The sequence below is a fragment of the Streptomyces sp. NPDC051636 genome (genome assembly GCF_044453765.1).
GTDB lineage: Bacteria > Actinomycetota > Actinomycetes > Streptomycetales > Streptomycetaceae > Streptomyces.
Map to the genome: position 1 here is coordinate 29,425 of NZ_JBITDA010000027.1, position 22,480 is coordinate 51,904.

A 22,480-nucleotide genomic window follows, 5' to 3' on the forward strand; every position below is an offset into this window, starting at 1 on the left:
CCTTCTGGAAGGACACACCTCTGATGACCAACAGCATCGCAGAGCAGGCCGCAGAAGCCCTGCGCCACCGCCAGCGGGCCGTCCGGGCCGTCACCAAGGCTCAGGCCCAGTACGAGATCGCCGTCCTGGACCACGTCACCGCACGCATCCGCGCCGCCTACCCCGACACCACGCACCTGACGTTCGAGCACTTCTCTCACAACCGCGAAGTGGAGTTGCGCGCCTTGTGGGCGAGCGAGTCGGATGGAGCCGAGCGGCGAGTGCTCGACGCCAGACTGGACATGACCTCCCTCGACATCATGGAACTCGACGAGGACCTGACCACTGCGCTCGCCGGACACGACTCGGTCGCATGGAGCGCCGTACGCCCGGAACCGGTCGGCCGGCACTGGATCCTCGATCTCCCGCCGTACGACCGTGCCACCCAGATTGCCGAACTCGTTCGCGCCCACCACGCGGACGCACAGCTGCTCACGGCCGACCTGGCCGGCAGGACGCCTCGCATCACCAGCGTGACGGTGGTCGACGCCACTGGGCTGAACCTGGAGATCCACGCTCGCGACGACCGGCCACTGTGGTCAGAGGACACCGATCGGTCGATCAGTGGGCTCGTCCGGCAGATCCAGGCCCTGCCGCACCTCCGCGCGCGATACCTGGCACGGGTCGGCGGCCCGGCGGATCACACCGCCTTCTTCCTGCTCCCGCAGTCCGAGGGCGGAGAGGAGTGAGTGTCATGGCCCTGACTGTCGACCGCTCGCCCGCGCCCTCCGTTCCCGCTGTGCACGCCCAGACGATCGCCGCGAACGTGCTGCAGACCTGGCCCATGGCCATCGGCCTGACCATCGAGTACGTCGCCCACCACGACCAGGGCCCGCACGGTGCCGTCACATTCGCCGTCGTACGCGCCCGAGAGCCGTGGCCCAATCCGGTCCTGATCCGCTGCGACGGCTACGGCCACATCGCCCGTGGCTGCGAACATCCCCGCCCCGACGGACAACCCTGCTGGCACCCCTCGGCTCCGCACCTCTCCCTGCGTGACCAGGGCTTGTGCCCACGACATCTGCCGCCTCTCGCCGTCCACGACTGGGTCAGGCACCCCGAGCAGCCGCTCTACGGGCGCGTCACCCGCGTCGAGCCGGACGGCACGGTCGCCGTCGACTTCGTCAGCGGCGAACTCACTCTCCACGCCGCCCAGGTACCGCGCGTACCTCCACACATCGCTGAGGAGCTCAGCCGAGGGACGCTCAGCAGCCCCGTGCACCTGATCGACGACTAGCCAGACACCTCCGGCGCCGTGTGCGAGACGGCTTCCGGAGACATCCGATCCATCCGCAATCGAAAGAGAGCACTCAAGCATGAGCAGTCACGCCGTGATCACCCTCGGCTTCACCAGACCCGTGTACGCGCACGAACTGCGCCCTAGCGACGTGTTCGTCTTCCCCGACGCGCCGAGCACCCCGCTCACCGTGGCGGGCATCAAGAAGGCCATCCTCTCCTCCGAGCTCGCCCTGCTCGCCCTCAACCTTCCCGGTCGTACCGAGCCGATGCACCTCCCGGCCAGCACGCCCATCCGGGCCCTCCGCATGGTCCGCACCGTCTCCCTGGCCTGCCTGCTGTGCCGCAAGAGCCAGGACATCGAACTGGATCTCCCCCGCGACGGCGAACCCCTCTCGTTCGTCTGTGCCGACCACGTCCCCGACCTCCACCACAACAAGGGGGCCGAGTGATGGCCCTGCACTACCTCAGCGCCGTCCAGCTCCTGCGCCACGCCGACGAGGAGAAGGTCCGGGCCCTGTACTCCGACGTAATCGAAGCCCTCGAACAGCACTGCACCGACGTCGGCGTCGACTGGTGCGGCAACGAGCTGAACATCACCGTCCAGCTCTCCGACGACGGCGAGCAGTACGTCGCGATCGCCGGCCGCTACTCGCTCCCCTGGCACAACGACCGCCGGGAGATCGGCGGCTGGAAGGCCGTCCACATCGACAACACCTACGGCACGGCCCGGATCGTCTACGACACCACGACCGACGAGGGCTCCCCGCCCGGCGACATGTCCCTCGAACCCCTCGCCGAGGAGGTCGGGGCGTACGTCAACGGCTGGCGCGCCGAGCACGGATAGCCCAAGCCCATCCGCACCACGTCAGGGGGCCGAGCCCGCGACATCGGCCGGCCCCCTACCCACCCATGCCTGAATCACGAGAAAGGGCACCCTCGTGCTTACCTTCACCGTCGGCAGCGGACCGGCCCTCGAGGTCGCCGAGTACGCCGACTTCGACACCGGCCAAGCCGTCTACCGCGTCACCGGCATCGGCACCTTCACGCTCGGCTGGGATCCCGACCACCACCCCGAAGCCGACCAGGACCCGATGGAGGAGATCCTCCAGGTCGCGTACGGCACCGGACCCCTCGGCTTCCAGAAGGACGAGGCCCCGGTCCTCTTCGGCACCGCCCTCGCCGGCACCGAGTCCTTCACCCGCGCCTCCCTCGACGCGGGCTACCTCCGGCTCCGCCCGTACCGCCTCATCATCAGTGCCCCCGTACGCGTCCCGAAGGGCACGGCACGCAAGGCCACCGCCATCGTCTCCGCCCTCGCCAGCCACTGGCTCGCCCAGCCCTGGACCCCAGAATTGCGCCGCGCCCACGAACACCACTGCGCGCCCCGCTCCCTGAACCGCTACGGCGGACTCATCGCCCAGCACGAAGAGCGCATGCGGCGCCTCGGCGAGGACCACGCCTACTACATCCAGCGCGCCGACCGGGCCACGGCGATCCTGCAGGCGGGCCCCGTGCCCGCCCCCACTGGCGCCCCACCGCACCCGTTCGCCTCGGCCGAGACCGCAGGGCGGTGAGGGCGTGGTCCAGTTCGACCTGTTCGGCGAGGTGGAGCAGAAGCTCGAAGAACGCGCCAAACGCCGTGAGGAGGAGGCCGCCAAGCCGCCCAAGCCGCGGTCGTTCCCGGCCTCGCGCCGCAAGCGCCGCCCGTTGTGGGGCGACCCGCACCGGCACGCCAGCGAAGTCGCCGAGAACGTCATCGCAGCGTGGTTCAGCCACTACGGCGGAAGTCGCATGGACGTTCCCATCGGCACCGTGGCCGCGCTGTCCTTCTTCCGCGAGCCGCTCATCAGCGACTGGCTCCTCACTCTGGAACCTGCCCAGCTCCCCGGGCTCCTGCGGGAGATCTGGGGCGTCCAGTGGATGGCCCGCCCGGACCTCATCGAGGTCGCTCGTCCCCTGCACGACTGGGTGGCGGAGAACCCTGACGAGTACCAGCTCCGGGCCGTCCAGGCCGTCATCCACACCGCGGTCTACAACGGGCTGTTCGACCTCACCGCCCAGGACGACCCCTACGAGCGGTCGGAGGCCGACGTCCTCAGCCCCCTGCTGACCGGCCTGCGCCACAAGAGCGACAAGAAGTGGCGCGGCGAGTACCACACACCCCCGTGCGTCACCGACCTGATGGCACACATCCTCGTCGACGACAGCGTCTGCGGACCGGGCATGTCCGTACGCGAGCCGGCCATCGGCAGCGGAGGCATGTTCCGCTCCGTCGCCCAGCGCATGCGCGAACTTGACCTGAACCCGCACGACTTCCGCTGGTTCGGCAACGACATCGACCCGCTGGCCACCGCCTGCGCCGCCGTCAACGCGATCATCTGGGACCTCGGCCCCAAGGTCGCCATCTGGTGCGGCAACTCCCTCGCCGACGACGGCACCGCCACCGACAAGGCCCTCGCCGAGCGCGCCGCGGTCATCAAACACCGCAACGCGGTTGTGGAGCAGGCCCTCTTCGAGCAGAAAGCCAGACGACTGCTCGGCGCCCTCGACCAGCTCCTCGAAGGAGCCGCGGCGTGAACATCGTCTCCTACGGCGGAGGAGTCCAATCCACCACACTCCTCGTCCTCGCCGCACAGCGCCGCATCGACTTCGGCACCTTCCTGTTCGCCAATGTCGGCGACGACAGCGAGCACCCCGCGACGCTCCGGTACGTACGAGAGGTTGCCGCGCCCTATGCAGCAGAGCACGGAGTCACCCTCCACATCCTTGAGCGACGCAGACGCGACGGAACCACCGAGACTCTCTGGGAACGGCTCGTACGCCCCGGATCTCGTTCCATCCCCATTCCAGTACGCATGAGCAACGGGGCTCCGGGGCGACGCTCCTGCACGGCGGACTTCAAGATCAGAGTCGTGGGCCGCTGGCTTCGTGAGCACGGCGCAACGAAGGACGCGCCGGCCCAGGTCGCCATCGGTATCTCGGTCGATGAGATCCACCGCGCCAACCGACGCCGCTCCGAACCTCACGAGGAGATCGTCTACCCGCTTCTCGACCAGGGGCTCCGCCGCACCGACTGTGTCGACATCATCGAACGGGCCGGGCTGGCCGTCCCGCCGAAAAGCGCCTGCTTCTTCTGCCCGTTCAAGACGCTTCAGCAGTGGCAAGAGATGCGCCGCAGCGAGCCAGATCTCTTCGAGAAGGCGTCCGCGCTCGAAGCCACTCTGATCGCTCAGCGCGTCGCGCTGGGGAGAGACCCGGCCTACCTGACGCGACGAGGCAAGCCTCTTCCCGAAGCCATCCCCGAAGCCGCACCGCTGCCCTTGGCGCATTCCGATGACGCGGAATGTGATTCCGGCTGGTGCATGACCTGAGTCGCCCTGCTACCGAAGGACAGACGTTGAACCCAACGAAACCGACCGCACACAAGACCTCGGACGCCCCGAAGAAGCAGCGGGTCTTCCCCGCGCACTTCGCCGAGTTCGTCGCCGCGACCGCTGCGGCGCTCGGCGACGGCTGGGTCGTCGACGCCGACAGCAAACCCCACCCGGGCCCGTCCGCGTACCTCGCCCACCCCGACGGCCGCCGCGTCGGCATCAAGCAACTCTGGCGAGGCGAGGCCGTCCGGCGAGGCGAGGCCGTCCAGACTTGGGCGCTCGACGTGCCGCCCCGCGAGTTCGAGAAGGGTGACAGCGACGCCGAGTCGTACGCCGAGAGCCTCAAGCACCTCGCCCCTGGCATCCGCTACAACGTCGGCGTCCACTTCACCAACAACCCGCCCGCCGCGACCGCGGCACGGAACATCCGCACCCGGCTGCTGCCAGCCTTCGACGGCAAGCGCCAGCAGCTTCGCCTCCTACCTGATCTTGCCGAGGCCGGAGGATTTGATTAAGTGGCTCTTCATTCCATTCGTTTTTCTCATTGCCTCATGGGCTCAAAGTAACGGCTTCAATTGGGGGAAGATGCTACTAACCCTGCTGATCTTCGAGTATCTTGTCTACTCCGCACGGTACCAATGGAACGATATCCGCGGTATAGAGGAGGATGCAAAGCATCCACATAGCCGGGCCAGACGACGCCTGCCCTACAGGGCAGCGGCAGAGAAGTCGCAGAAGCGCTACCTGGTCTACAGCAGTCTGTGCGTTGCCGCCGGCCGCGTCCTCGGGGCCGTAACAGTGGCATGGATAGCCGGAAACATTGCTCTAGTGTTGATTTTGGTGGGCATTGTGTTCGGAATAGCCTGCATCTATGAAGTGCTGCGAAATCTTGAATCTCGTACTCCCGTCGAGGACAATACGCATCCACGACAGTACATAATCGCCACTAGTTTGTGGCTGCTCGTTGGTGCTGGATACTCCCTGCGCTTCCTCGCAGGGCTTTACGCGGCAGACATCGCGCCTATAAGTTCATTGGCTCTCACAGGGGCGGTCTATGCGTTCTTTTTCGGGGTGATGTTCGTACTCCTCACTTGGGTTCTAGAAGCGGCAAGCTATTGTCGCTCGGAATCGGACCGAGAGTGGTACGTTGTTGACGACCAATGGTTGCGCGCAAAGCCACACTTGATACTCCTCCTCTCCTTCCTCAGCAGTCCGAAGGTGCCACTACGTAGAAAAGCGGGAGCGCCTCGCTCAGGAGACCGTCAGCGAGAGCCCGTACTTGCTAATCGCAAATCGTCACGACCATGGGCCCCTTGGAATCTCTCCTACCTCGCGGCCTCGATTTGCGGCGTACTCCTCGGCGCTCGCCTAGCGCTGGAAGGCGACTCAACTCCCTCGAGTATGTTCCTGGCATTGAGCACAGCAGTTGCCATTTGCATCATACTGCTGGGCGTAGAAAGCCAGCAGCTTGGCGGGGTTGGTGGGAACGAAACTCCCGTGCCTGCTCAGAGCCCGGTTCCGCCTCCGTCTCCGGCCCGGACGGTGCCCCGGCACCGAAAGCTCGGGAGAACCGCCATCGCCCTCCTAGCCCTGCTAGTCATTGGGGCGGCGCAGCGAGAAATGGACTTCAACATCAAAGATGGAATACTGCTTGTCATCCCATGGCTGGTCTTGACTATGACCTACATCGGGTTCAGGCAGCAGTCTTACAGCGATCTGAAGGAATTCCCTGCGCGTCTCGCGAATGGCCTCAAAGGATTGAAGATTCGCGTGATCAAAATTCTCGTTGGGCGGAAAACGTGGGGCGCCATCTCCGGCAATTCTCGACCGGATTGAGCAAAACGAAACGGGAATCTCACCGGGCACCGGCCCCACAAGGCGCACCGCACCGGCCGTGCCCGGATCCGCCAGTACAGCAGCTGGAATGTCACGCCGCACTGCCCTCAGTAGGGAAGCCCATAGTGTCTGGGCGGCTCAATGCCCCCGCTTTGTCGGGGGTGGCTCGATGCCCGCCCCGACGATGACCACCAAGACGAGCCGATTACTAACCCCGACACAGCGCGCCGGAACGTCCTGATTCACTGGTACGCCAGGCAGGCCAAGAATGGCTGAATCAGCACGGCGCAGAATTCGTACGATACAAGGGTGCATCGGACACCCTCCTGCGCGCCTGGACCCGCCTCACGGCCACCCTTGTACCTACCGCTCCGGTCAAGGAACTCGTCTTCTCGTGAAATCGCGGCCCAAGCTGTCGCACGGCGAACGCCGCGTCCTCGTCTCCGACGCCCTCGGCCTCGAGACGGTCGGCGACCCCTACCCCTACCAGCTCCGTCGCGCCCACCGAGGGGTGTGGTTCGGCAACATCCGCGGTGCCCGAGGAAGTGAACCCTTGCCGCGAAGGGCAAGCGGTGCTCACGAAACGCAATCCGCGGCCTCACCTGGACCTCGGAGTGTCACTGGTCAGAGGCTGGCACGGGCCGTCCAAGCGGGGACAGAACGGGGACGGGAAGGACCGGCGGGGACACAGCGGGGACGTAGTGCGTGGGACGGCGCAGGAGCGTTCGGGCCTGTCCAGGACTGGTCAGGAGTGGAATCCTCGCAGGTCAGATACGGTAAGCAGTTCTGATAAACACCTTCCCGGCTTCCTTGCTGATCAGCGCCGTCCGGCGCAAGAGTCACCCGAAAGCGATCTTGGGCCTCTCCTAAAGCGGGTGTCGCAGGTTCGAATCCTGCCGGGGGCACGACAAAGCGCCAGGTAATTGGACATAACACCCCTCCGCAGATGTCGCGGAGGGGTGTTTTTGTCCCAAATGGGAACTTGATGGGAACGGTGCGACGAGTAACACCAGGTAGCTTTACGTCGATCGCGCCGTGGGGCTTCGCACGGTTTCGCCATGACCTGTATGACATCGCCCTGGCCAGACCACTTCGACACTGCTGGGCGTCGACGGAAACTCCTGGCCCTGCGCACCGGAGAACCCACTGGAGAAAGCGGTGCAACCCGCTTCGATCGCCATGGTGCGCACCCGTCCGGCGTCCCGCACTTCGCGCCCGTACTCCATGTGCACGAGGTGCCACCGATGCACATCACTCGCGTAGTAACATGTAGTACATGGAGACTACGGCCCGCGAGTTCAATCAGAAGTCCTCCCAGATCCTCGCCGCAGCAGCCCGCGGCGAAACCGTCACCGTCACCAAGAACGGGACCCCCGTCGCACGGGTCGTCCCGATAAACGACACCGAGGTGCCCCCGTACCCAACCGACGCCATGGGCGACCTCGATCTCCCCGACCTCGGCCTGCCCGACCTCACCGACGACGAGATCGAGGACACCCTCAAGGGGATGGGCGAGTGAGCCTGGTCACCGTCGCCGACACCAGCGGCCTGTACCGCCTGCTCGACCCGAAACTCACCGGCCACCAGGAACACAAGAAGGCCCTGGCAGCAACCAGCCACCTCATCATCTCCCCCATGGTCCTGGCCGAACTGGACTACCTGATCTCAACCCGTGCCGGAGCCCAGAAGGCCCTGATCGCGGCGCGCTTCATCGAACGTAACGTCGCAACCCGACGCTTCGAGGTGCCCGCCGTCAGCACTCACCTGAGCGCGGCGATCGCGGTCGCCGAAGGCTACGCGGACGCCGACGGCGGCAAAGGCATCGGCCTCACCGACGCCATGAACGTCGCCCTCGCCGCCGCCTACCGCACCGACGCCCTGCTCACCACCGACCACCACTTCCGCATGGTCCGGCCCCTGACCGGTCACCCGGCGTTCCGGCTCCTACCCGAAGATCTCTAGTCACGGCGGCCTTGCCTGCCCCGGGACGGCCCGCTCGCCGCTTCGCAGGGCGCCGTCTCGCAATGGTTCGATCAGCCTTGGGTGTCCGGCCTGAGGGGTGGCAGGTCCCACACCGCGTCGCCTTCCACCCCTCACCGACGAACGCGGCAACCTGATCTGGGTCGCAGCCGCCGGCGCGGCCGCACCCACGACGTCACCGCCGCCCGGCACGACCACATCACCGCCCACCTGCGCCAAGCCGGGCTCGGCGCGATCGACGACCTCGGCTTACTCGGCCTCGACAACGACCTGGACAACCCGGTGGTCATCACCGGCTACCGGGCGCCCCAGGCTCGCCTGACGACCGCACAGAAAGAGGCGAACAAACTCGTCGCCCGCGAATGCGCGGCAAACGAGCACGGTTTCGCCGACCTCAAGAACCCGCGTGTACTCACCAAGCTCCGCCTGAAAGCCCGTCACGCCACCGCACTGCTGCGGGCCCTGCTCGACCTCACCCGCGCCGAAGTCTCCAGGTGACAGACGATCACCATCAAGGCCCTGACCGGCAGCGAGTCCCCAACTCCCGCCCCCACCAGAACTCACTGCTCCAGGGAAAATAGGAGGAAGAGCCGACGAGGGCGCGCGATTCCGGCAAACTGCCGACACAGCAGACGACTACCGGCTACCGATCACCACCACGACCAGCCCGAGTGCCCCAGCCGGACCCCACACCAGCCCCGTGACCAGCGATCGTCATGGTGCCCCGGCCTCGGGCCGAAAGCCGGGGCATCATGACGATCGGCACCCGACGACACCGCGGAGGTGCAGCGCAGTGACGGAAGGCTTGAAGTGGATTGGGCAGCACACATTCGATAAACGGACGTCTGACGGGATGCTCGGCGGGATCTCCATGACCGCGATGCGCGGGGTCCCTGTCCGGGATCTGCTGCTCAGGCTGGGCGCGGATGAGGAGGAGATATTGAGCGGTATGCCGTACCGGGACTTCCATCCGACCCGGGACGCACCCTGCATGTACGGCACGTCCGGTGAGTGGGCATACGTTCTGGAAGACCGAGGGTCGTGCACCTGGTGCGAATGGTTCTTCGAGGACGAGGACAAGATGACCCCCACGGTCGGGCAAGAGCTGATCTGCCTGAACGCGAACGTAGCGGTCAACCCGAGCTATCTCGTCTACGCGCCCGGCGACGGGAACGTGTACATGAACAACTTCGGCGACGATCTGACGGACCACCCGCATGCGGTAGAAGGCAGCAAGCTGGCCGCCCTGGGCGAGGGCCTGAAAGCCGCCGGGGCGACCTGCCCGGAGGGGTACACCGTCCCACAATGGCATGACCTTCTTGACGCGCAGGAGGGTGGTCTGCACGGCGTGGTGTGGCAGGCCGTCGGCGACATCCTGGGTATCCGCGTCCCACGGGCAGACGTGGAACAGGGCCGCTTGCCCGCAGCCAGGCTGACTGGCCCCTATGCGTAAACCGCGGGGCGGCGCGGATGGGTTCCGTGCCGCCCCGCGGTCGTGGGTGTGCGGGTTACTTGAGGGTCATCGTGCAGCGCCAGGCGTCACTGTTCGCGCTGGTGCAACTGCCGGTGATGTTGGTCTCCAGCCAGTAGGCGTCCTTGTCCATCAGCCGCATGTTGTTCACGAAGCCGGCGGAGAACGCGCCCATAGATCCTCGGTTCTGGCTGCCGGACATAGCGGACCGGCCGCAGACTTCCTTGAAGGTTGTCAGGGCGCCGGGGAGGTTGCGTAGGTGGATCTTTCCGTCGACCTTGGTCGCGTAGGACTGGATGCACTTCGATCCGGACGACACCGGGTTCAGGCCGCCCAGGTTGGCGGGCATGCCGCCGCTGTTGTACGTCGCGTTGAAGGTGAACTCGTCGCAGTCCGGAGTGTCGGTGCTGCTGTTCATCGCGGCCGGGTCGTGGTTGTTCCTCGCCCAGCCGTCCTCGTCGCAGATGACGGCGCGGTTCTTGCCGTCCCGGCCGCCGGGCAGGTAGTACAGCGGCGTGCCCGCGCTCTGCACGCCGGGGGTCTTGGGCGTGGCCTGCTGGATCAGCCAGGCGTGCGCCGCCGCCTGCGGGTTCTTGCCCGCGTTGAACGTGTACGTGGGCGCGTAGGCGGGGATCACGCAGCCCGCCTTGGTGGACTGCGCCTTGGTGTCGCAGCGCACCTCGTCGAAGTCGCTGACACCGCCCAGGCTCCACTGATATCCGATGGTCTGGATGGTCTCCTCACCGACCGGGTCGATGATGCCGTTGATCTGTACGTCCGGCTTGAACGTGTACTGCTTGTCGGCGGTGGAGTCATCCCACAGATAGCCGGAGGTGATGTAAGCGATGTGAGTGTCCCCGGCGGTCCAGTCGGGTGCGCCCTTCCAGGCGGAGGGATCGGCTTCGACCGGGTCACAGCCGTCTTCACACAAGTGCTGGTAGATGCCTAGCTGAATCCTGTAGAAGTCGGCGGGGATGCTGATCGGCTTGACGGTCAGCGTCTCGCTGAAGCTGTTTACCCCGTCCAGGCTGATCAGCCGCTGGAACAGAAACCAGGCGGTGGCCTGGACCTGACCGTCCTTGCGGTAGTAGGCGGGCACCTTGCGGTTCTCGCAGACCAGCGTTCGGGTGGCGCGGACCAGCGTCAGATCGTCCTCGCACCAGTCGGCCACCCCGGCAGCGCCACCGGACTCCGTCGGGGCCAGGGTCGACGGCATCTTGGGCCCCTTGTCCGCAGGCACCGGCTTACCGAAGCAGACCTGTCCCCCGTCCTTGCTGACCGGGCCGCACTGCTCCTTGCCGCCGCCGCTGTCGCTGTCGGGCTGCGCCGACAGCGACGAGGTGTTCACGACCAGCGGCTTCTCCGGGTTGCTGCTGGGTTCCTGGATGGTCTGGTTGGGGTTGGGGCTGGTGTCGTCCCGAGCGGGAAGGGTCAGGTCGATCCCGGCCCGCACCGTGAAGGTCGCCCACGGCGACCAGGTCGTCTCGTACAGGGACCCGTCGTAGGCGTTGGTGTGGAACATGTAGGTCGTGTTGTTCTTCAACCGACCTGCCGCAACCTTCACCTCGGCCTTCGCCCCTGAGTTCACATACGGGGAAACCAGCACCCCATACGGGTTGGCGTCAGTCAGCTTGACCTTGCTGCCTGGAGTGCCGTCGGCGTTGGCCGTCCACACCTCAAACGTCAGGTTGACCTTGTCGCCGTCCGCGTCCGTCACCGTGTTACGCAGCGTCGGCGTGATCGTGTTGACCTGCCACTTGCCGCTCACACTCTTGAACGGCAGACCCGCCTCGGGGGTACGGCCGGACACAGGCCGCGACCCCGCCATGACGGACATCTCTGCCTCCGGGCCGTGGACCTGCGGCGGCGCACCCAGTGGATCAGGTGCCTTCGGTAAGTCAGCTGCCGAAGCTGTTCCCGCACTGGCCAGAACAGTAAGGACGGCACCGGCTGCCATGCAGCGCAGCGCCGTCCCTATTCGCGTGCGTCTCAACGATCCTCCTTCAAGGGAACGTATGTTCGACGCAACCCCATCACAGCCAACTCGCGTGGGACAGGGGTGAATTCGCCACTCTGTACACGCTGCGCTCGTGTGTCGCTGACGAACGATCTCCCAGCACCGATCACCACCAGGACCCGCCTGAGTACCCCAGCCAGACCCCAAACCCGTCCCGTGACCGGTGACTTCAGGATGGAATCAACTCAGTGGTTCGTTGCCCCAGAACATCTGGCGCGCGGCATCGCTTGGTCGGACACTGGCCGAGCTTGGAATGGACCAGCTCATCGTCACGGGGGCCCGGACCGACGCGTGCATCCACTCGACCCTCCATGGGGCGTTCATTCACGGGTACGACGTGACGTTGGTCGTGACGCGCAAACACCAGGACCTCAGCGAGTAGTACGTGCTGGCTCCGGACCAGGTGATCGCGCACACCAATCTCTACTGGCGGTGGCAGAGCGCACCCGGGCGCCGCGGGGGGACCGTTGACACGGCAGGAGTGACTTTCGCGGGGGCGCCGCGGGCTCGGCCGTCCGTCCCCGATGAGAGCCCGGTGTATCCGCTCTCCCGGAGTGGGGCCGGACTGGACAGCACGGGTTGGGGGGAGCCAGAGTCCGTTGAGGAGTCGGCATCCGACCCTTGTCGGCGCAGACAAGGCACGACTCCGACGCGCCCAGCAGCGCCTGGCGCAGAAGTGGCCGCCGTACGACAACTGGAGGAGCCGACTGCCGGGGGCACCAGGCAAAAGGCCCCGGACCGATCATGGTCCGGGGCCTTTGACGGCAGGTTTTGACGGCAGTGGCGTCTCGCACCTAACGGCCGTACTGGCCGCGTACGAGATCCGTCCCCTGGCGCAAGCTGGCTGTTAACCCACGTCGACGTAGTCGCCTGCGGCGTTGACCGCCGAAGTGGTGGACGTGCCCGCGAAGGACCAGCGCCAGTAGCCGTCGGCCGCTGCTGTGGCCGTCGTCGACAGGTTGCCCGTCGAGTTGGTGTAGACCGTCTTGAGGGTCGTGTAGGTGGTGGTGCCCGCCTTGCGGAACTGCAGCTTCACGGGCTGGTTGGTGTAGCCCGCGTAGATGCGTTTGTCCCAGTTGGCGCGGGCCAGCTTGCCCGTGACCGTGATCGGCTTGCCCTTGGCGACCGGCTCGGGCCCGGCATTGACGCTGAGCGTGCCGCGCCGCAGGACCGAGTGCTTGGTGGCGCCGCCGTTGTTGTAGAGGTCACCGTCCCTGGACTGGAGTTGGACGGTTACGTCCCACTTACCCGCGAGGGTATTGGGAGGCACGCCCCAGCCCGAGTCGAGCTTGAAAGTGAGCTTGCAGGTGGAGGTGGTGGCGTTGACCGCGGTGCACGTCGGGGTGCCGTGATACGACCAGTAGTCATCGCCGACCTCCCGGTCGATCTGGAGGAACGCGAGGTCGTTGCTGATCCCCGAGTCGTCCGAGGCGGTCACCGAGATGGTGAACGACTCGGTCTGGGAGGTGCCGAGGACGATCGGCTTGCCGCCGTTCACGGACAGCTTCTGGATCACCACGCCGGTTTCCGCCGCGTAGGCGGCCGGGGCGGTGGCAGCGGAGGCGGAAAGCGCCAGGGCGCCGGTGAGGACGGCACCTATGGATTTCATGCTCATGAATCCCCAATTGCTTCGGGCCTGCCCCGGCCGTGAATCCCCCCGGCCGCAGGCATGGCAGGTGGGGTGAGGATATGTCACCCGCGCAGCTCAGCCGCCGTCGGAGTACGGTCCCCGAGGCCCCATGCCTGATGCATCGCAGGGCGAAGGCAGCGGCCAGCTCGTGTTCGCCGGAGGGGTGCCGTACGCCCTCGACGACGAGGGACAGGAAGGTCTCACATGCGCTCGCCGGCCAGGCGGGCTCTGTGCGAGACACCCGCCGACCAACGCGTCGCCTATGGGCCTGCCGTCAAGCTGCGGGCAGACGGCGCTTTAGCAGCCGATCCATGTGGCTGATCGCCTCCCGCTGGGTGTCGTGCACGACGTGCGTGTACACGTCCATCGGGATGCTGATCTGGCTGTGCCCCAGGATCTCCATGATGGCCCGTGGGGCCACGCCGGCCGCCGTCAGCAGCGTGGCGCAGCCGTGCCGGGCATCGTGCAGCCGGACCACCCGCAGCCCGGCATCGGCGGCCACGCGCGTGAACGACCGATAGACGTTCCGGGGCTCCACCGGCCGGCCGTTGCGCGTGGCGAATACGTAGCCTTTCTCGGACCACGCGACGCCCGTGCGCGCGAACGCTTCCCGCTGCCGGAGCCGGTGCCAGCGAAGCGGAGCGATACACAACGCGGGCATCGGGACCACGCGCCGGCGGCGGCTCTTGGGGTCGTCGTCGTAGAGCGTGCCGCGCCGGCGCTGCGTCTGCTGGCGTACGTGCAAAACTCGGTTGTCCAGGTCCACATCCGGCCGGCGCAGGCCCACCAGTTCACCGCGCCGCAGACCCATGGCGATGGCCAGCACGAACGCGGCGTAGAGCGGGTCTCGCCGTGCCGCCTCCAGGAACGTCAGCGTCTCCTCCAGGGACCAGGGACTGATCTCGCGTTGCTTCACTCGGGGCGGTTCCACGAGCAATGCGACATTCCGCGTGATGAGTTCCTCGCGCACGGCCGCCGTGAGCGCGGTACGGAGCACGCGGTGCGCTTCCTTCGCGGGCGCAGCCGTGCTGGCGCTCTGCATGCGCGTGGTGAAGCGGCGCACCTCGGCGACGCTGAGCGACTCCAGCCGCTTGGTCCCCAGCAGAGGGACCAAGTAGCGGCGCACATGCATCTCGTACTTGTCGTACGTGCTCAGCTTGCGGCGCGGTTCGATGTACGGCGTGTCGTCCATGGCCCACTACCGCCACACGCAGGCGCATGCTCCGTCTTCGACGTTCCAGCGATCAACAGTCCCACGGCCGGAGCTGGAGTGCCCGATCACGCTCAGTACCACCAGCCGCTCGCGCGCGCTGCGCCGACGCGCGCCCACATGTGGATAGGGCCGGTGGCCATGCGTCGATCACCGCATAGCGCGGCAACGCTCAAAGCAGTGCCTCCGGCGGGGGCGCTCAGGCTCCGAGATGCAGGGGGCGCCGTTCGCGAGTGCCGGCCGAGTTGTGGCGTGCGCGGGGAGCTCCCATCCCGTCTGCCGTCGACCCAGGCAGAGCCGAGCAGACGCGGCCCATGGCGTCCAGGTCGTTCGTACAGTGGCGCGCTCCACCTGGACGCCATGAACCACGCCCGCTCCACGGTGTGTGGGTCGACGGCAGACGGGATGGGAGCTGGGGGTTGAGACGGGGTGCGGAGAGATTAACTCGCCAGGGTTCGCTCTATCGGTTCGTGGAGCGATGACGGATCGAGACTGTCGGCAGCCATCACCTTTCCCAGAAGACCGTCCGCAGTAACGCTGCGCATGGCACGCTGAACATCCAGTGACAGGCTGCGCCATCACAGCGGAGGCCCCATGAACTTAGCTGCCAGTGACAGACCAGTATTGATCATGTTTTGGGCAGCGGGCATCACACTCGCTGTTCTCATCATCGCTGGTCTCGTGCAGGCTCTGCGGGGGACCACGGCTGACGACGTGTCCAACTGCTTCTTCGGCTGCCTCGTGGCGCTCGGGGGCCTCGTCCTGCTATTCGCTGTCGCGCTACTGATCGTCTGGCTCGCTGGAGGCTTTGAAGCCTGACCAGCAGAACCGGTGTGCCAGAAGTAGCCCGTGCCCCCGCCGTGCCCGATCGAACGGGAAATCACGGGGAACGAGGGTAAGTCACGGACACTGAACATGAGAACGACACCCGACCGGACATCCAGGTCAGGGGCCTTTCTCACTGCTCACCACGCGGAGGCGGTGGGATTTGAACCCACGGTGACATCGCTGCCACGACGGTTTTCAAGATCGCGGACCTGTTTGACTCAGCCCACGCCGTCCTCGGGGTCGTCGACAGGCGGAGGCGATCAGTCGAGCCACACGAGCATGGCGTCACCCGCCGCCGCGGCAGCCTCGAAGAACTGCGTCAGGCCGTCGTACCAGTGACGCCCCCACTCAAGCGCTCCAGGCTCATCCCATCCGAGGGGATACGCCCCAGCCAGGGGATACACATCAGCCTTGGTCAGGTCGCCCGGAGTCACGCCGCTAACGAGCTGGTCATACGTGGTGGCACGCAGCGCCTGCGCTGCAAGACACACCCGCTCCGAGCGCAGGTACCTCGGCGGCCCGTAACCCCAGTCCTCGTCCTCGGCAAACGGCTCCTCACCATGGATGACGTCCACCGGGAAGTCGGCACGCGTCAAGAGGAAGCCCAGCATGTCCCAGGTCTTGGACGTGCTGAAATGACGCGCTTCGGTCGGCTCAGGTTCTGACTCCTGCTCGGCGTCCTGGACCTCTTCGGCGAAATGCAGCGCCCAGTCAGGGTCCTTAATCGCCCGGTCGAGTGCAGCAGCCGTAACGCGCAGGTACTCACCGATCATGCTCATGGGCGGAGACTAGACGAGGCCTCTGACAGCGGTGGGCGGGCAAACCGTCTCAGTTTCCGTCTCATTCAGCCCCGTTCAGCAATGTTCATCTGAGCCCCCGCGCCGGTTCCAACTTGGTCGCGAGCCGCCCATGAGCGTGCGTCTGCTTTCACGGCGGCGCCCTGCTCGGTGCGCGGCCGGCGCTGGCAGGTCTCTCCTTAGCCATCGACGAAGCCCGACCGTTGGTTAGGTCCCGGGCCGTACCCGGGCCGCCCCCAGACAGAGCCGGGGATGCAACTGCTCTACGGAGCTGAACACCTCGGAAGCCGGCCGCGCGTATGAGACCTTAGCCATGCCCACTGACAACGCGCCCCCGAGCATGACCTCGACGCCGTGCGGACTGCACCACAAGCGCACCAGATCAAGCGGGGAACAGCGGGGAATCACAGTGAAAGCCAGTGGCCCAACGAGGCTCCAGTCCGTTCGTTCGCCCAGGCCAGCGCCACAACCGGCCCCAGGTGATCGCAGCTTCCAAGCTGCGGGCTTTGAGGGGTGGTCGACTCCGCCAGGTCCCAACGGTCCGGCCGGCACGACTGCTCCCGTCGACGGCACTACACCGGGCCTGAGGTCGGTGAGAGGTGCAGCGAGACATACGCGCGCCTCGTCGGTCGGCGCACCCGCCGTCGTGGCTGACTGCCGACGGCTGAGGCACATACAACCCGATCGGAGGCGCCCGCCGTTCTGAGTGGCGAAGGATCTGCATGGCGATCCGGGGTCGACGTCGAGGGCGGTCAGCAACGAGGCGCACGCGTGACACTCGGGATCTTGTCAGACCTCCTGACTAACCTGGCGACATGGATGAGCGATGCATACACGACTTAGTCGTCCAACAGTGCGTGGACTGCGCTCCTGCTCCCGAGGGCCTGGTCAAGTTCGTATACATCACAGCCGGAGGCCAGGTCTTCCATCGTTCCTCGGCCTGCAAGGCCCTGGAAGAAGGGCAAGAGTACGCCCTGAGTTTGGGCATGGAGACTCATCCTCGACGCCGTGTCTCGTTGCCCGAAGCCATGGCTGAAGGGCGCGGCGCGTGCGCCTACTGCTTCTGGGACTACCAGCCCAGGTGAAAGGGAAAATCGAGGCCCGGAACAGGCCTGGCTGACATCCAGCGCTGACATCAACGACCGGGAACAGCCGCAGTAGTAAGCACGCAACAGCAGCTGTCCCATCGCCCGGTACGACCCAGTACCCATGCCCCCCTTTAGCGCCTGGACCGAACTCCTAAAGCGGGTGTCGCAGGTTCGAATCCTGCCGGGGGCACAACGCAGTAAGCCGCTGACCTGGGGCTTCTCCCCCAGGGAGGCGTTTTGACCGGCCTCGGACTTCTTGTCCGGGGCCGGTTGCGTGAGCGGACGGAGTGGCACGTCCCGAGCAACAAGCCGCCGCCGCGTCGGGGTGGACGCCTTCAGGACATGTCCGCTCCGTCAACCCATGGCTCGGCGAGGGTCGCGACAACGCTTACTCCCTGTTGGCCGAGCGAGTGCCGTGAGGGCGTGTGCGGTGCGCACGCATGGAAATCCGCCGTGCAGCGGCTCGTGCCCGGATCCGCCACCGGACACCAGGCCGACTTTCCCCAGGGTCGGCCCGCCTGCGCGGGCGATGTAGCGGTCGGTCGTGTTGACCGTCAGTGAGGGGTGCGCGGCGGCCACACCGACGAGAGCATCGGCAAGCACCTCGTCGGGCGAGTTGATGAGTTTCTTCATGGGTCAGGCCCCTGTGGACTTGATAAGAGCGTCGGCTGGACAAGAACGTCAGCGGAAATCGCCATGTGCGCGGCTCGGGTCAGGGCAGCGATGGCTGGCAGCACTGCTCGACGAGTCGCCAGACCTCTTCGGGGGTTTCGCGGGTGAGGGCGACGGCGGCCAGGGAGGCACAGGTGTCGTGGCGGAGCCGGCGGATGCGGGCCCGGACCTCGTCGAGGGCGGCGGGGCCGACCGAGAGGCTGTCGCAGCCGAGGCCGATGAGAAGGGGGGTCACCAGGGGGTGTGCGGCGGCGTCACCGCAGACGGAGACGTGACGATTGTGGCGGTGGGCGGCGGTGACGACGCGGGCGATGGCGTCGAGTACGGCGGGGTGTGCCGCCATGGCGGGGGTGGCGGTGGGGTCGCGTCGGTCCAGGCCCAGGATCTGGCAGGTGAGGTCGTTGCTGCCGATGGAGAAGAAGGAGGCTTCGCGGGCGAGGTCGTCGACCGCGGCAACGGCTTCGGGGAGTTCCACCATGATGCCCAGGGGTGGCACCGGTACGCCGGCTTCGGTGGCCGCTGCCTCAAGGAGGCGTCGGCAGGCGCGTAGTTCGTCGACGCTCGCGACCATGGGGATCATGATGCGCAGGTCGGTATGGGCTCCGGCGCTGAGCAGGCTGTGGAACTGGTCGGCGAAGGCGTCGGGTTGGGCGAGCATGAGAGGGAGGCCGCGGCCGAGCCGCGCGCCTTGGAGGCGGGCCAGGAATGGCGGGAGTTTGTCGTCGGCGAAGTCGAGCGTGCGGGCCGTGACGACCTGCCCGGTGAGGGCGCGCAGGATGGGAACGAGGGTGGCCGCGTGCTGATCGCGGGTGGGCCAGGCGTGATGGTTGAGGAAGGGAAGCTCGGTGCGGAGCAGGCCGACACCTTCGGCGCCCGTGGTCAGGGCGGCGCGGGCCTCGGCTGTGGTGGCCACGTTGGCCCGCAGAACGATGTGGTGCTGGTCGAGTGTCTCGGCGGGCAGGTGACGTTCTTCGGCGAGGGCGAGCCTGCGAGCCCTGGCGGCCTTCATGGCCTGCAGGGCCCTGGCACGTTCGTCGTCGCCGGGGTGGGCGACCGCGCTGGCTCGATCGGCGTCGAGCAGGATCTCCCGGCCGTCCGGCAGTTCGAGCAGTTCGGGGTCGACGGCCAGGAGGAAGGGGATGCCCAGCGAGCGGGCGACGATCGCGGCGTGGGAGTTCGGGCCGCCGGTCACGGAGATGGCTGCTGTCACCGTCTGGCCGGGTTCCAGCAGGTCGGCGGCGCCGATCTCGTGGGCGACCAGGATGAGGGGCTGGTCGGGGGCGGGGCCCGTGTCGCCGTGGAGGTGGGCCAGGACGCGGCGGCCGACCTGCCGGACGTCCGCGGCGCGTTCGGCAAGGGTGGGATCGTCCAGGGCGGCGATGGTTCCGGCGTAGGCGTCGATGGCCCGGCGGACGGCAACGGGTACCGGCCGGCCGTCGTTCGCCCTCTTGATGGCCTGGTCGCGCAGATCCTGGTCCTGTGCGATGTAGCTGTTGACCTCCATGATGTCGGCCTGTTCGTCCTTGCCCTGTTCCCGCAGCGAGGTGGACAGGTCGAGCAGGCGGGCGGCGACGGCGTCGAAGGCGTCGGTGATCTGCTGCATGGGGTCGCCGCCTGCGCGGTGGGGCAGCGCCGTTCTGGTGAGCGGCCGGTCGGTGCGGTGGACGAAGCCGAGGGCCATGCCGGGTGCGGCGGCGTGCCCGGTGTAGGTGCGACGGTCGGTCATCGGTCCCCTAGCGTCTCGGCGAGGGCGCGGAAGACAAGGGCGGTGGAGGTGGCGCCCGGATCCTGGTGGCCGATGCTGCGGGCGCCGAGGTAGGAGGCGCGGCCCTTGCGGGCCTGCATCGGGGTGGTGGCGCGCATGCCCTCTTCGGCGGCGTCGGCGGCGGCCAGGGCCGCGGCGGCCATGTCGGCTCCGGCGTCGGCCTGTTGCTGGAAGGCGGCCAGCGCGGGGGCATAAGCGTCAATCATGGTCTTGTCGCCGGGTGCGGCCGCACCAAGCTTCTGGACGCTCGCAAGGCCGGCGGCCAGTGCGACGGCGAACTGCTGTGTGTCTGCGGCGGGGATGTCCAGGGCCTTGCCGATGGCGCGGAAAGCGCCGCCGTAGAGCGGCCCGGAGGCGCCGCCGACGGTGGAGATGAGGGTGGTACCGGCCTTGACCAGTACGGCCCCGACGGTGTCCGGTTCGTAGTCGGCCAAGGCCGTGATGGCGGCGGAGAAGCCGCGGTGCATGTTGGTGCCATGGTCGGCGTCGCCGATGGCCGAGTCGAGCTGGGTGAGGTGGTCCTTGTGCTTGTCCACGGCGGCTGCGATGGCCTGCACCCACGTGCGGGCGAGGTCGGTGTCCACGGGATCTCCGTTCGTGGTCGGTACGGGGCTGGTTGGCGGTGGGGTGAGCCGGGGGCGGGGGGGATGACGCGAGGGGTGCGATCCGGGCGGGCAGGCAGCGGGAAGGCACCGGCCCGGCCCTCGCGTATTGCGCGGCCCCGCCCCCGGCTCGGCTTCAGATGCCCCAGCGCAGGGCCGGGGTGTTCACAGGCGCGTCCCACAGGGACAGCATGTCGGCATCCGCCTTGCACACGGTGAGAGAAACACCCGCCATGTCCAGGCTGGTCACGTAGTTGCCGACGAGGTTGCGGGCGATGACCACGCCCTTGTCCGCGAGTGCGGCAGCGACCTCGTTGAAGACCACGTACAACTCGATGAGCGGGGTGCCGCCCAGGCCGTTGACCATCACGATGGTCTCGTCGCCGGCCGTCAGCGGCTGGTCGGCGAGGATGGCGTCCAGGGCGGTGGCCACGATCTCCTTGGCTGACTGGAGCTTCTCGCGGCTCCGTCCGGGCTCGCCGTGGATGCCGACGCCGACCTCCATCTCGTCCTCGGGCAGGTCGAAGCCGGGCTTGCCGGAGGCTGGGGCGGTACAGGCGGTCAGTGCGACGGCGAAGGAACGGGAGGCGGCGTTCACCCGTTTGGCCATCTCCGCCGCGGCGGCGAGGCCAGCGCCCTGCTCGGCGAGCGCGCCGGCGATCTTCTCGACGAAGACGGTGGCTCCGGTGCCTCGGCGTCCGGCGGTCCAGGTGGAGTCCTGGACGGCGACGTCGTCGTCGACCAGGACGGTCTCCACCGATATGCCCTCCTCCGCGGCCAGTTCGGCGGCCATCTGGAAGTTGAGGACGTCGCCGGTGTAATTCTTCACGATGAACAGCACGCCCGCGCCACCGTCGACGGCCTGGGCCGCGGCCACCATCTGACCGGGCACGGGGGATGTGAACACCTCGCCGGGGCAAGCGGCGTCGAGCATGCCCTGCCCCACGAAGCCGCCGTGCAGGGGTTCGTGGCCGGAGCCGCCGCCGGAGACCAGGGCCACCTTGCCGCTTCTGCGGGCGTCGCCGCGGGAGATCACCTTGTTCTCCGCGTCGACCTTCAGTCCGGGGTGGGCGGCGGCGATCCCGGACAGCGCCTCGGCCAGCACCGCTTCAGGGGCGTTGATGAGCTTCTTCACGACAGGGCTCCTTCAGCGGCTGCGACCGGCTCGGTCGTTGCCTCGGTGGCGGCGGTGACGCCTCGACGGGCGTTCAGGGCGGTGTAGAGGAGGCCGGCGGCGACCGCGCCGATCACCTCGGCGGCCAGGTAGACGGGCAACTGATTCCAGTGGACTGTGCCGTTGAAAAGCTCACCGGTGATCATCGGACCGAGCGTCCTGGCAGGGTTGATGGACGCCGCCGTGGCCGGCGCCACCGGGATGATGATCGCGAACACGCCGAGGCCGATGGCCAGACCGGCGAAGCCGCCTGACGCGCGGCGGTCGATGGCCCCGAAGACGATGAAGGCGAGCATGAAGGTGCCCACGGCTTCGGCAAAGAACGCTTGGCCGGCGCCGACTCCGCTGCCGTAGGCGGCGATGCCGAGGCCGACGTCGACCGCCTTCTTCCCCAGCACCCCGACGATGGCCAGCGCGCCCAGCACCGCCCCGGCCACCTGGGCCGCGACGTAGCCGGGGACGTCCCGCCAGGGCATCTTCCGCGTCGCGGCGAGCGCGAGGGTGATGGCCGGGTTGATCTGGCAGCCGGAGATGTGGCCAATCGCGTAGACCATCGCGATGACCACGGTGGCGAACGCCAGCGAGATCATGCCCAGGTCGGCGAAGGTGAACGGTGCCTCGCCGTTGACGATGAGTGTTGCGGGGACTGAACCGACGCCGATGAACACCAGCATCGCGGTGCCCAGCATCTCGGCCAGAAGTTTCTGTGGGTAGGTGTTTTCTTCCATGAAGGCGCCCAGCGCCGAAGCGGCGGCTTG

23 protein-coding genes, 1 tRNA gene and 1 pseudogene are annotated in these 22,480 nt (G+C 67.2%); 15 read left to right on the forward strand and 10 right to left on the reverse strand.

Annotated features, from left to right (window positions below; translation table 11 throughout):
• Positions 1-23: 23 nt before the first annotated feature.
• The 13 genes from ACIBBH_RS34045 (at position 24) to ACIBBH_RS34105 (ending at position 9,921) form a co-directional block, all read left to right on the forward strand.
• Positions 24-728, forward strand: a complete 705-nt coding sequence (locus tag ACIBBH_RS34045; RefSeq protein ID WP_399411380.1) for a hypothetical protein — start codon at positions 24-26, stop codon at positions 726-728.
• Positions 729-733: 5 nt separating this feature from the next.
• Positions 734-1,276 carry a hypothetical protein gene (locus ACIBBH_RS34050; RefSeq protein ID WP_399411381.1) on the forward strand — a complete coding sequence of 181 codons (543 nt, stop codon included), beginning with the start codon at positions 734-736 and terminating at the stop codon, positions 1,274-1,276.
• Between the two features lie 79 nt (positions 1,277-1,355).
• Complete coding sequence (locus ACIBBH_RS34055; RefSeq protein WP_399411383.1) at positions 1,356-1,727, forward strand: hypothetical protein; 372 nt, start codon at positions 1,356-1,358, stop codon at positions 1,725-1,727.
• Complete coding sequence (locus tag ACIBBH_RS34060) at positions 1,727-2,122, forward strand: hypothetical protein (RefSeq protein ID WP_399411385.1); 396 nt, start codon at positions 1,727-1,729, stop codon at positions 2,120-2,122. Before ACIBBH_RS34055 ends, ACIBBH_RS34060 begins: the two co-directional genes overlap by 1 nt.
• A gap of 94 nt (positions 2,123-2,216) precedes the next feature.
• The gene (locus tag ACIBBH_RS34065; RefSeq protein ID WP_399411387.1) at positions 2,217-2,852 is read left to right on the forward strand and encodes a hypothetical protein; all 636 of its coding nucleotides are present in this window, start codon (positions 2,217-2,219) and stop codon (positions 2,850-2,852) included.
• Positions 2,853-2,856: 4 nt separating this feature from the next.
• Positions 2,857-3,855 (forward strand): N-6 DNA methylase, encoded by a 999-nt coding sequence (locus ACIBBH_RS34070; RefSeq protein WP_399411389.1) that lies wholly within the window; start codon positions 2,857-2,859, stop codon positions 3,853-3,855.
• Positions 3,852-4,649 carry a phosphoadenosine phosphosulfate reductase gene (locus ACIBBH_RS34075; RefSeq protein WP_399411391.1) on the forward strand — a complete coding sequence of 266 codons (798 nt, stop codon included), beginning with the start codon at positions 3,852-3,854 and terminating at the stop codon, positions 4,647-4,649. Before ACIBBH_RS34070 ends, ACIBBH_RS34075 begins: the two co-directional genes overlap by 4 nt.
• 26 nt (positions 4,650-4,675) lie before the next feature.
• Positions 4,676-5,167, forward strand: coding sequence for a hypothetical protein (locus ACIBBH_RS34080; protein ID WP_399411392.1), 492 nt, complete (start codon positions 4,676-4,678; stop codon positions 5,165-5,167).
• On the forward strand, positions 5,160-6,488 hold the full coding sequence (locus ACIBBH_RS34085) for a hypothetical protein (RefSeq protein ID WP_399411394.1): 1,329 nt from the start codon (positions 5,160-5,162) through the stop codon (positions 6,486-6,488). The genes ACIBBH_RS34080 and ACIBBH_RS34085 overlap by 8 nt, the downstream gene beginning before the upstream one ends.
• Before the next feature lie 1,276 nt (positions 6,489-7,764).
• On the forward strand, positions 7,765-8,007 hold the full coding sequence (locus ACIBBH_RS34090) for a type II toxin-antitoxin system Phd/YefM family antitoxin (protein WP_399411396.1): 243 nt from the start codon (positions 7,765-7,767) through the stop codon (positions 8,005-8,007).
• Positions 8,004-8,450 (forward strand): PIN domain-containing protein, encoded by a 447-nt coding sequence (locus ACIBBH_RS34095; protein ID WP_399411399.1) that lies wholly within the window; start codon positions 8,004-8,006, stop codon positions 8,448-8,450. Before ACIBBH_RS34090 ends, ACIBBH_RS34095 begins: the two co-directional genes overlap by 4 nt.
• 81 nt (positions 8,451-8,531) lie before the next feature.
• Positions 8,532-8,966: a hypothetical protein gene (locus ACIBBH_RS34100; protein ID WP_399411401.1), complete on the forward strand. Its 435-nt coding sequence runs from the start codon at positions 8,532-8,534 to the stop codon at positions 8,964-8,966.
• 295 nt (positions 8,967-9,261) lie between these two features.
• Complete coding sequence (locus ACIBBH_RS34105) at positions 9,262-9,921, forward strand: hypothetical protein (RefSeq protein WP_399411403.1); 660 nt, start codon at positions 9,262-9,264, stop codon at positions 9,919-9,921.
• A gap of 55 nt (positions 9,922-9,976) precedes the next feature.
• Here ACIBBH_RS34105 and ACIBBH_RS34110 read toward each other — a convergent pair whose 3' ends face one another.
• Complete coding sequence (locus tag ACIBBH_RS34110) at positions 9,977-11,749, reverse strand: hypothetical protein (RefSeq protein WP_399411405.1); 1,773 nt, start codon at positions 11,747-11,749, stop codon at positions 9,977-9,979.
• A gap of 370 nt (positions 11,750-12,119) precedes the next feature.
• Here ACIBBH_RS34110 and ACIBBH_RS34115 point away from each other — a divergent pair, with 370 nt between their 5' ends.
• A complete protein-coding gene (locus ACIBBH_RS34115; RefSeq protein ID WP_399411407.1) occupies positions 12,120-12,338 on the forward strand; it encodes an isochorismatase family protein in 219 nt (72 codons plus the stop codon).
• Positions 12,339-12,803: 465 nt separating this feature from the next.
• On the opposite strand, the gene ACIBBH_RS34120 is transcribed toward ACIBBH_RS34115, so the two are convergent.
• A complete protein-coding gene (locus ACIBBH_RS34120; protein ID WP_399411409.1) occupies positions 12,804-13,565 on the reverse strand; it encodes a hypothetical protein in 762 nt (253 codons plus the stop codon).
• 295 nt (positions 13,566-13,860) lie between these two features.
• Complete coding sequence (locus ACIBBH_RS34125; RefSeq protein ID WP_399411411.1) at positions 13,861-14,778, reverse strand: tyrosine-type recombinase/integrase; 918 nt, start codon at positions 14,776-14,778, stop codon at positions 13,861-13,863.
• 612 nt (positions 14,779-15,390) lie between these two features.
• Between ACIBBH_RS34125 and ACIBBH_RS34130 the strand changes: the two genes are divergently transcribed.
• Positions 15,391-15,615, forward strand: coding sequence for a hypothetical protein (locus tag ACIBBH_RS34130; protein ID WP_399411413.1), 225 nt, complete (start codon positions 15,391-15,393; stop codon positions 15,613-15,615).
• Positions 15,616-15,769: 154 nt separating this feature from the next.
• Here the strand turns inward: ACIBBH_RS34130 and ACIBBH_RS34135 are convergent.
• The 7 genes and pseudogenes from ACIBBH_RS34135 to ACIBBH_RS34165 form a co-directional block, all read right to left on the reverse strand.
• Positions 15,770-15,858, reverse strand: a tRNA-Ser gene (locus ACIBBH_RS34135).
• Positions 15,859-15,884: 26 nt separating this feature from the next.
• Positions 15,885-16,403 (reverse strand): YfbM family protein, encoded by a 519-nt coding sequence (locus ACIBBH_RS34140; protein ID WP_399411415.1) that lies wholly within the window; start codon positions 16,401-16,403, stop codon positions 15,885-15,887.
• A gap of 1,550 nt (positions 16,404-17,953) precedes the next feature.
• Positions 17,954-18,142 (reverse strand): annotated as a pseudogene (locus ACIBBH_RS34145) (dihydroxyacetone kinase subunit DhaK); the annotation flags it as partial.
• A gap of 79 nt (positions 18,143-18,221) precedes the next feature.
• Positions 18,222-19,907, reverse strand: a complete 1,686-nt coding sequence (locus ACIBBH_RS34150) for a phosphoenolpyruvate--protein phosphotransferase (protein WP_399411417.1) — start codon at positions 19,905-19,907, stop codon at positions 18,222-18,224.
• Entirely contained in the window at positions 19,904-20,530 is a 627-nt protein-coding gene (gene dhaL / locus ACIBBH_RS34155) for a dihydroxyacetone kinase subunit DhaL (RefSeq protein WP_399411419.1), read from the reverse strand. The genes ACIBBH_RS34150 and dhaL overlap by 4 nt, the downstream gene beginning before the upstream one ends.
• A gap of 154 nt (positions 20,531-20,684) precedes the next feature.
• Positions 20,685-21,683 carry a dihydroxyacetone kinase subunit DhaK gene (dhaK, locus tag ACIBBH_RS34160; protein ID WP_399411421.1) on the reverse strand — a complete coding sequence of 333 codons (999 nt, stop codon included), beginning with the start codon at positions 21,681-21,683 and terminating at the stop codon, positions 20,685-20,687.
• Complete coding sequence (locus ACIBBH_RS34165) at positions 21,680-22,450, reverse strand: MIP/aquaporin family protein (RefSeq protein WP_399411423.1); 771 nt, start codon at positions 22,448-22,450, stop codon at positions 21,680-21,682. Before ACIBBH_RS34165 ends, dhaK begins: the two co-directional genes overlap by 4 nt.
• Between the last annotated feature and the right edge of the window lie 30 nt (positions 22,451-22,480).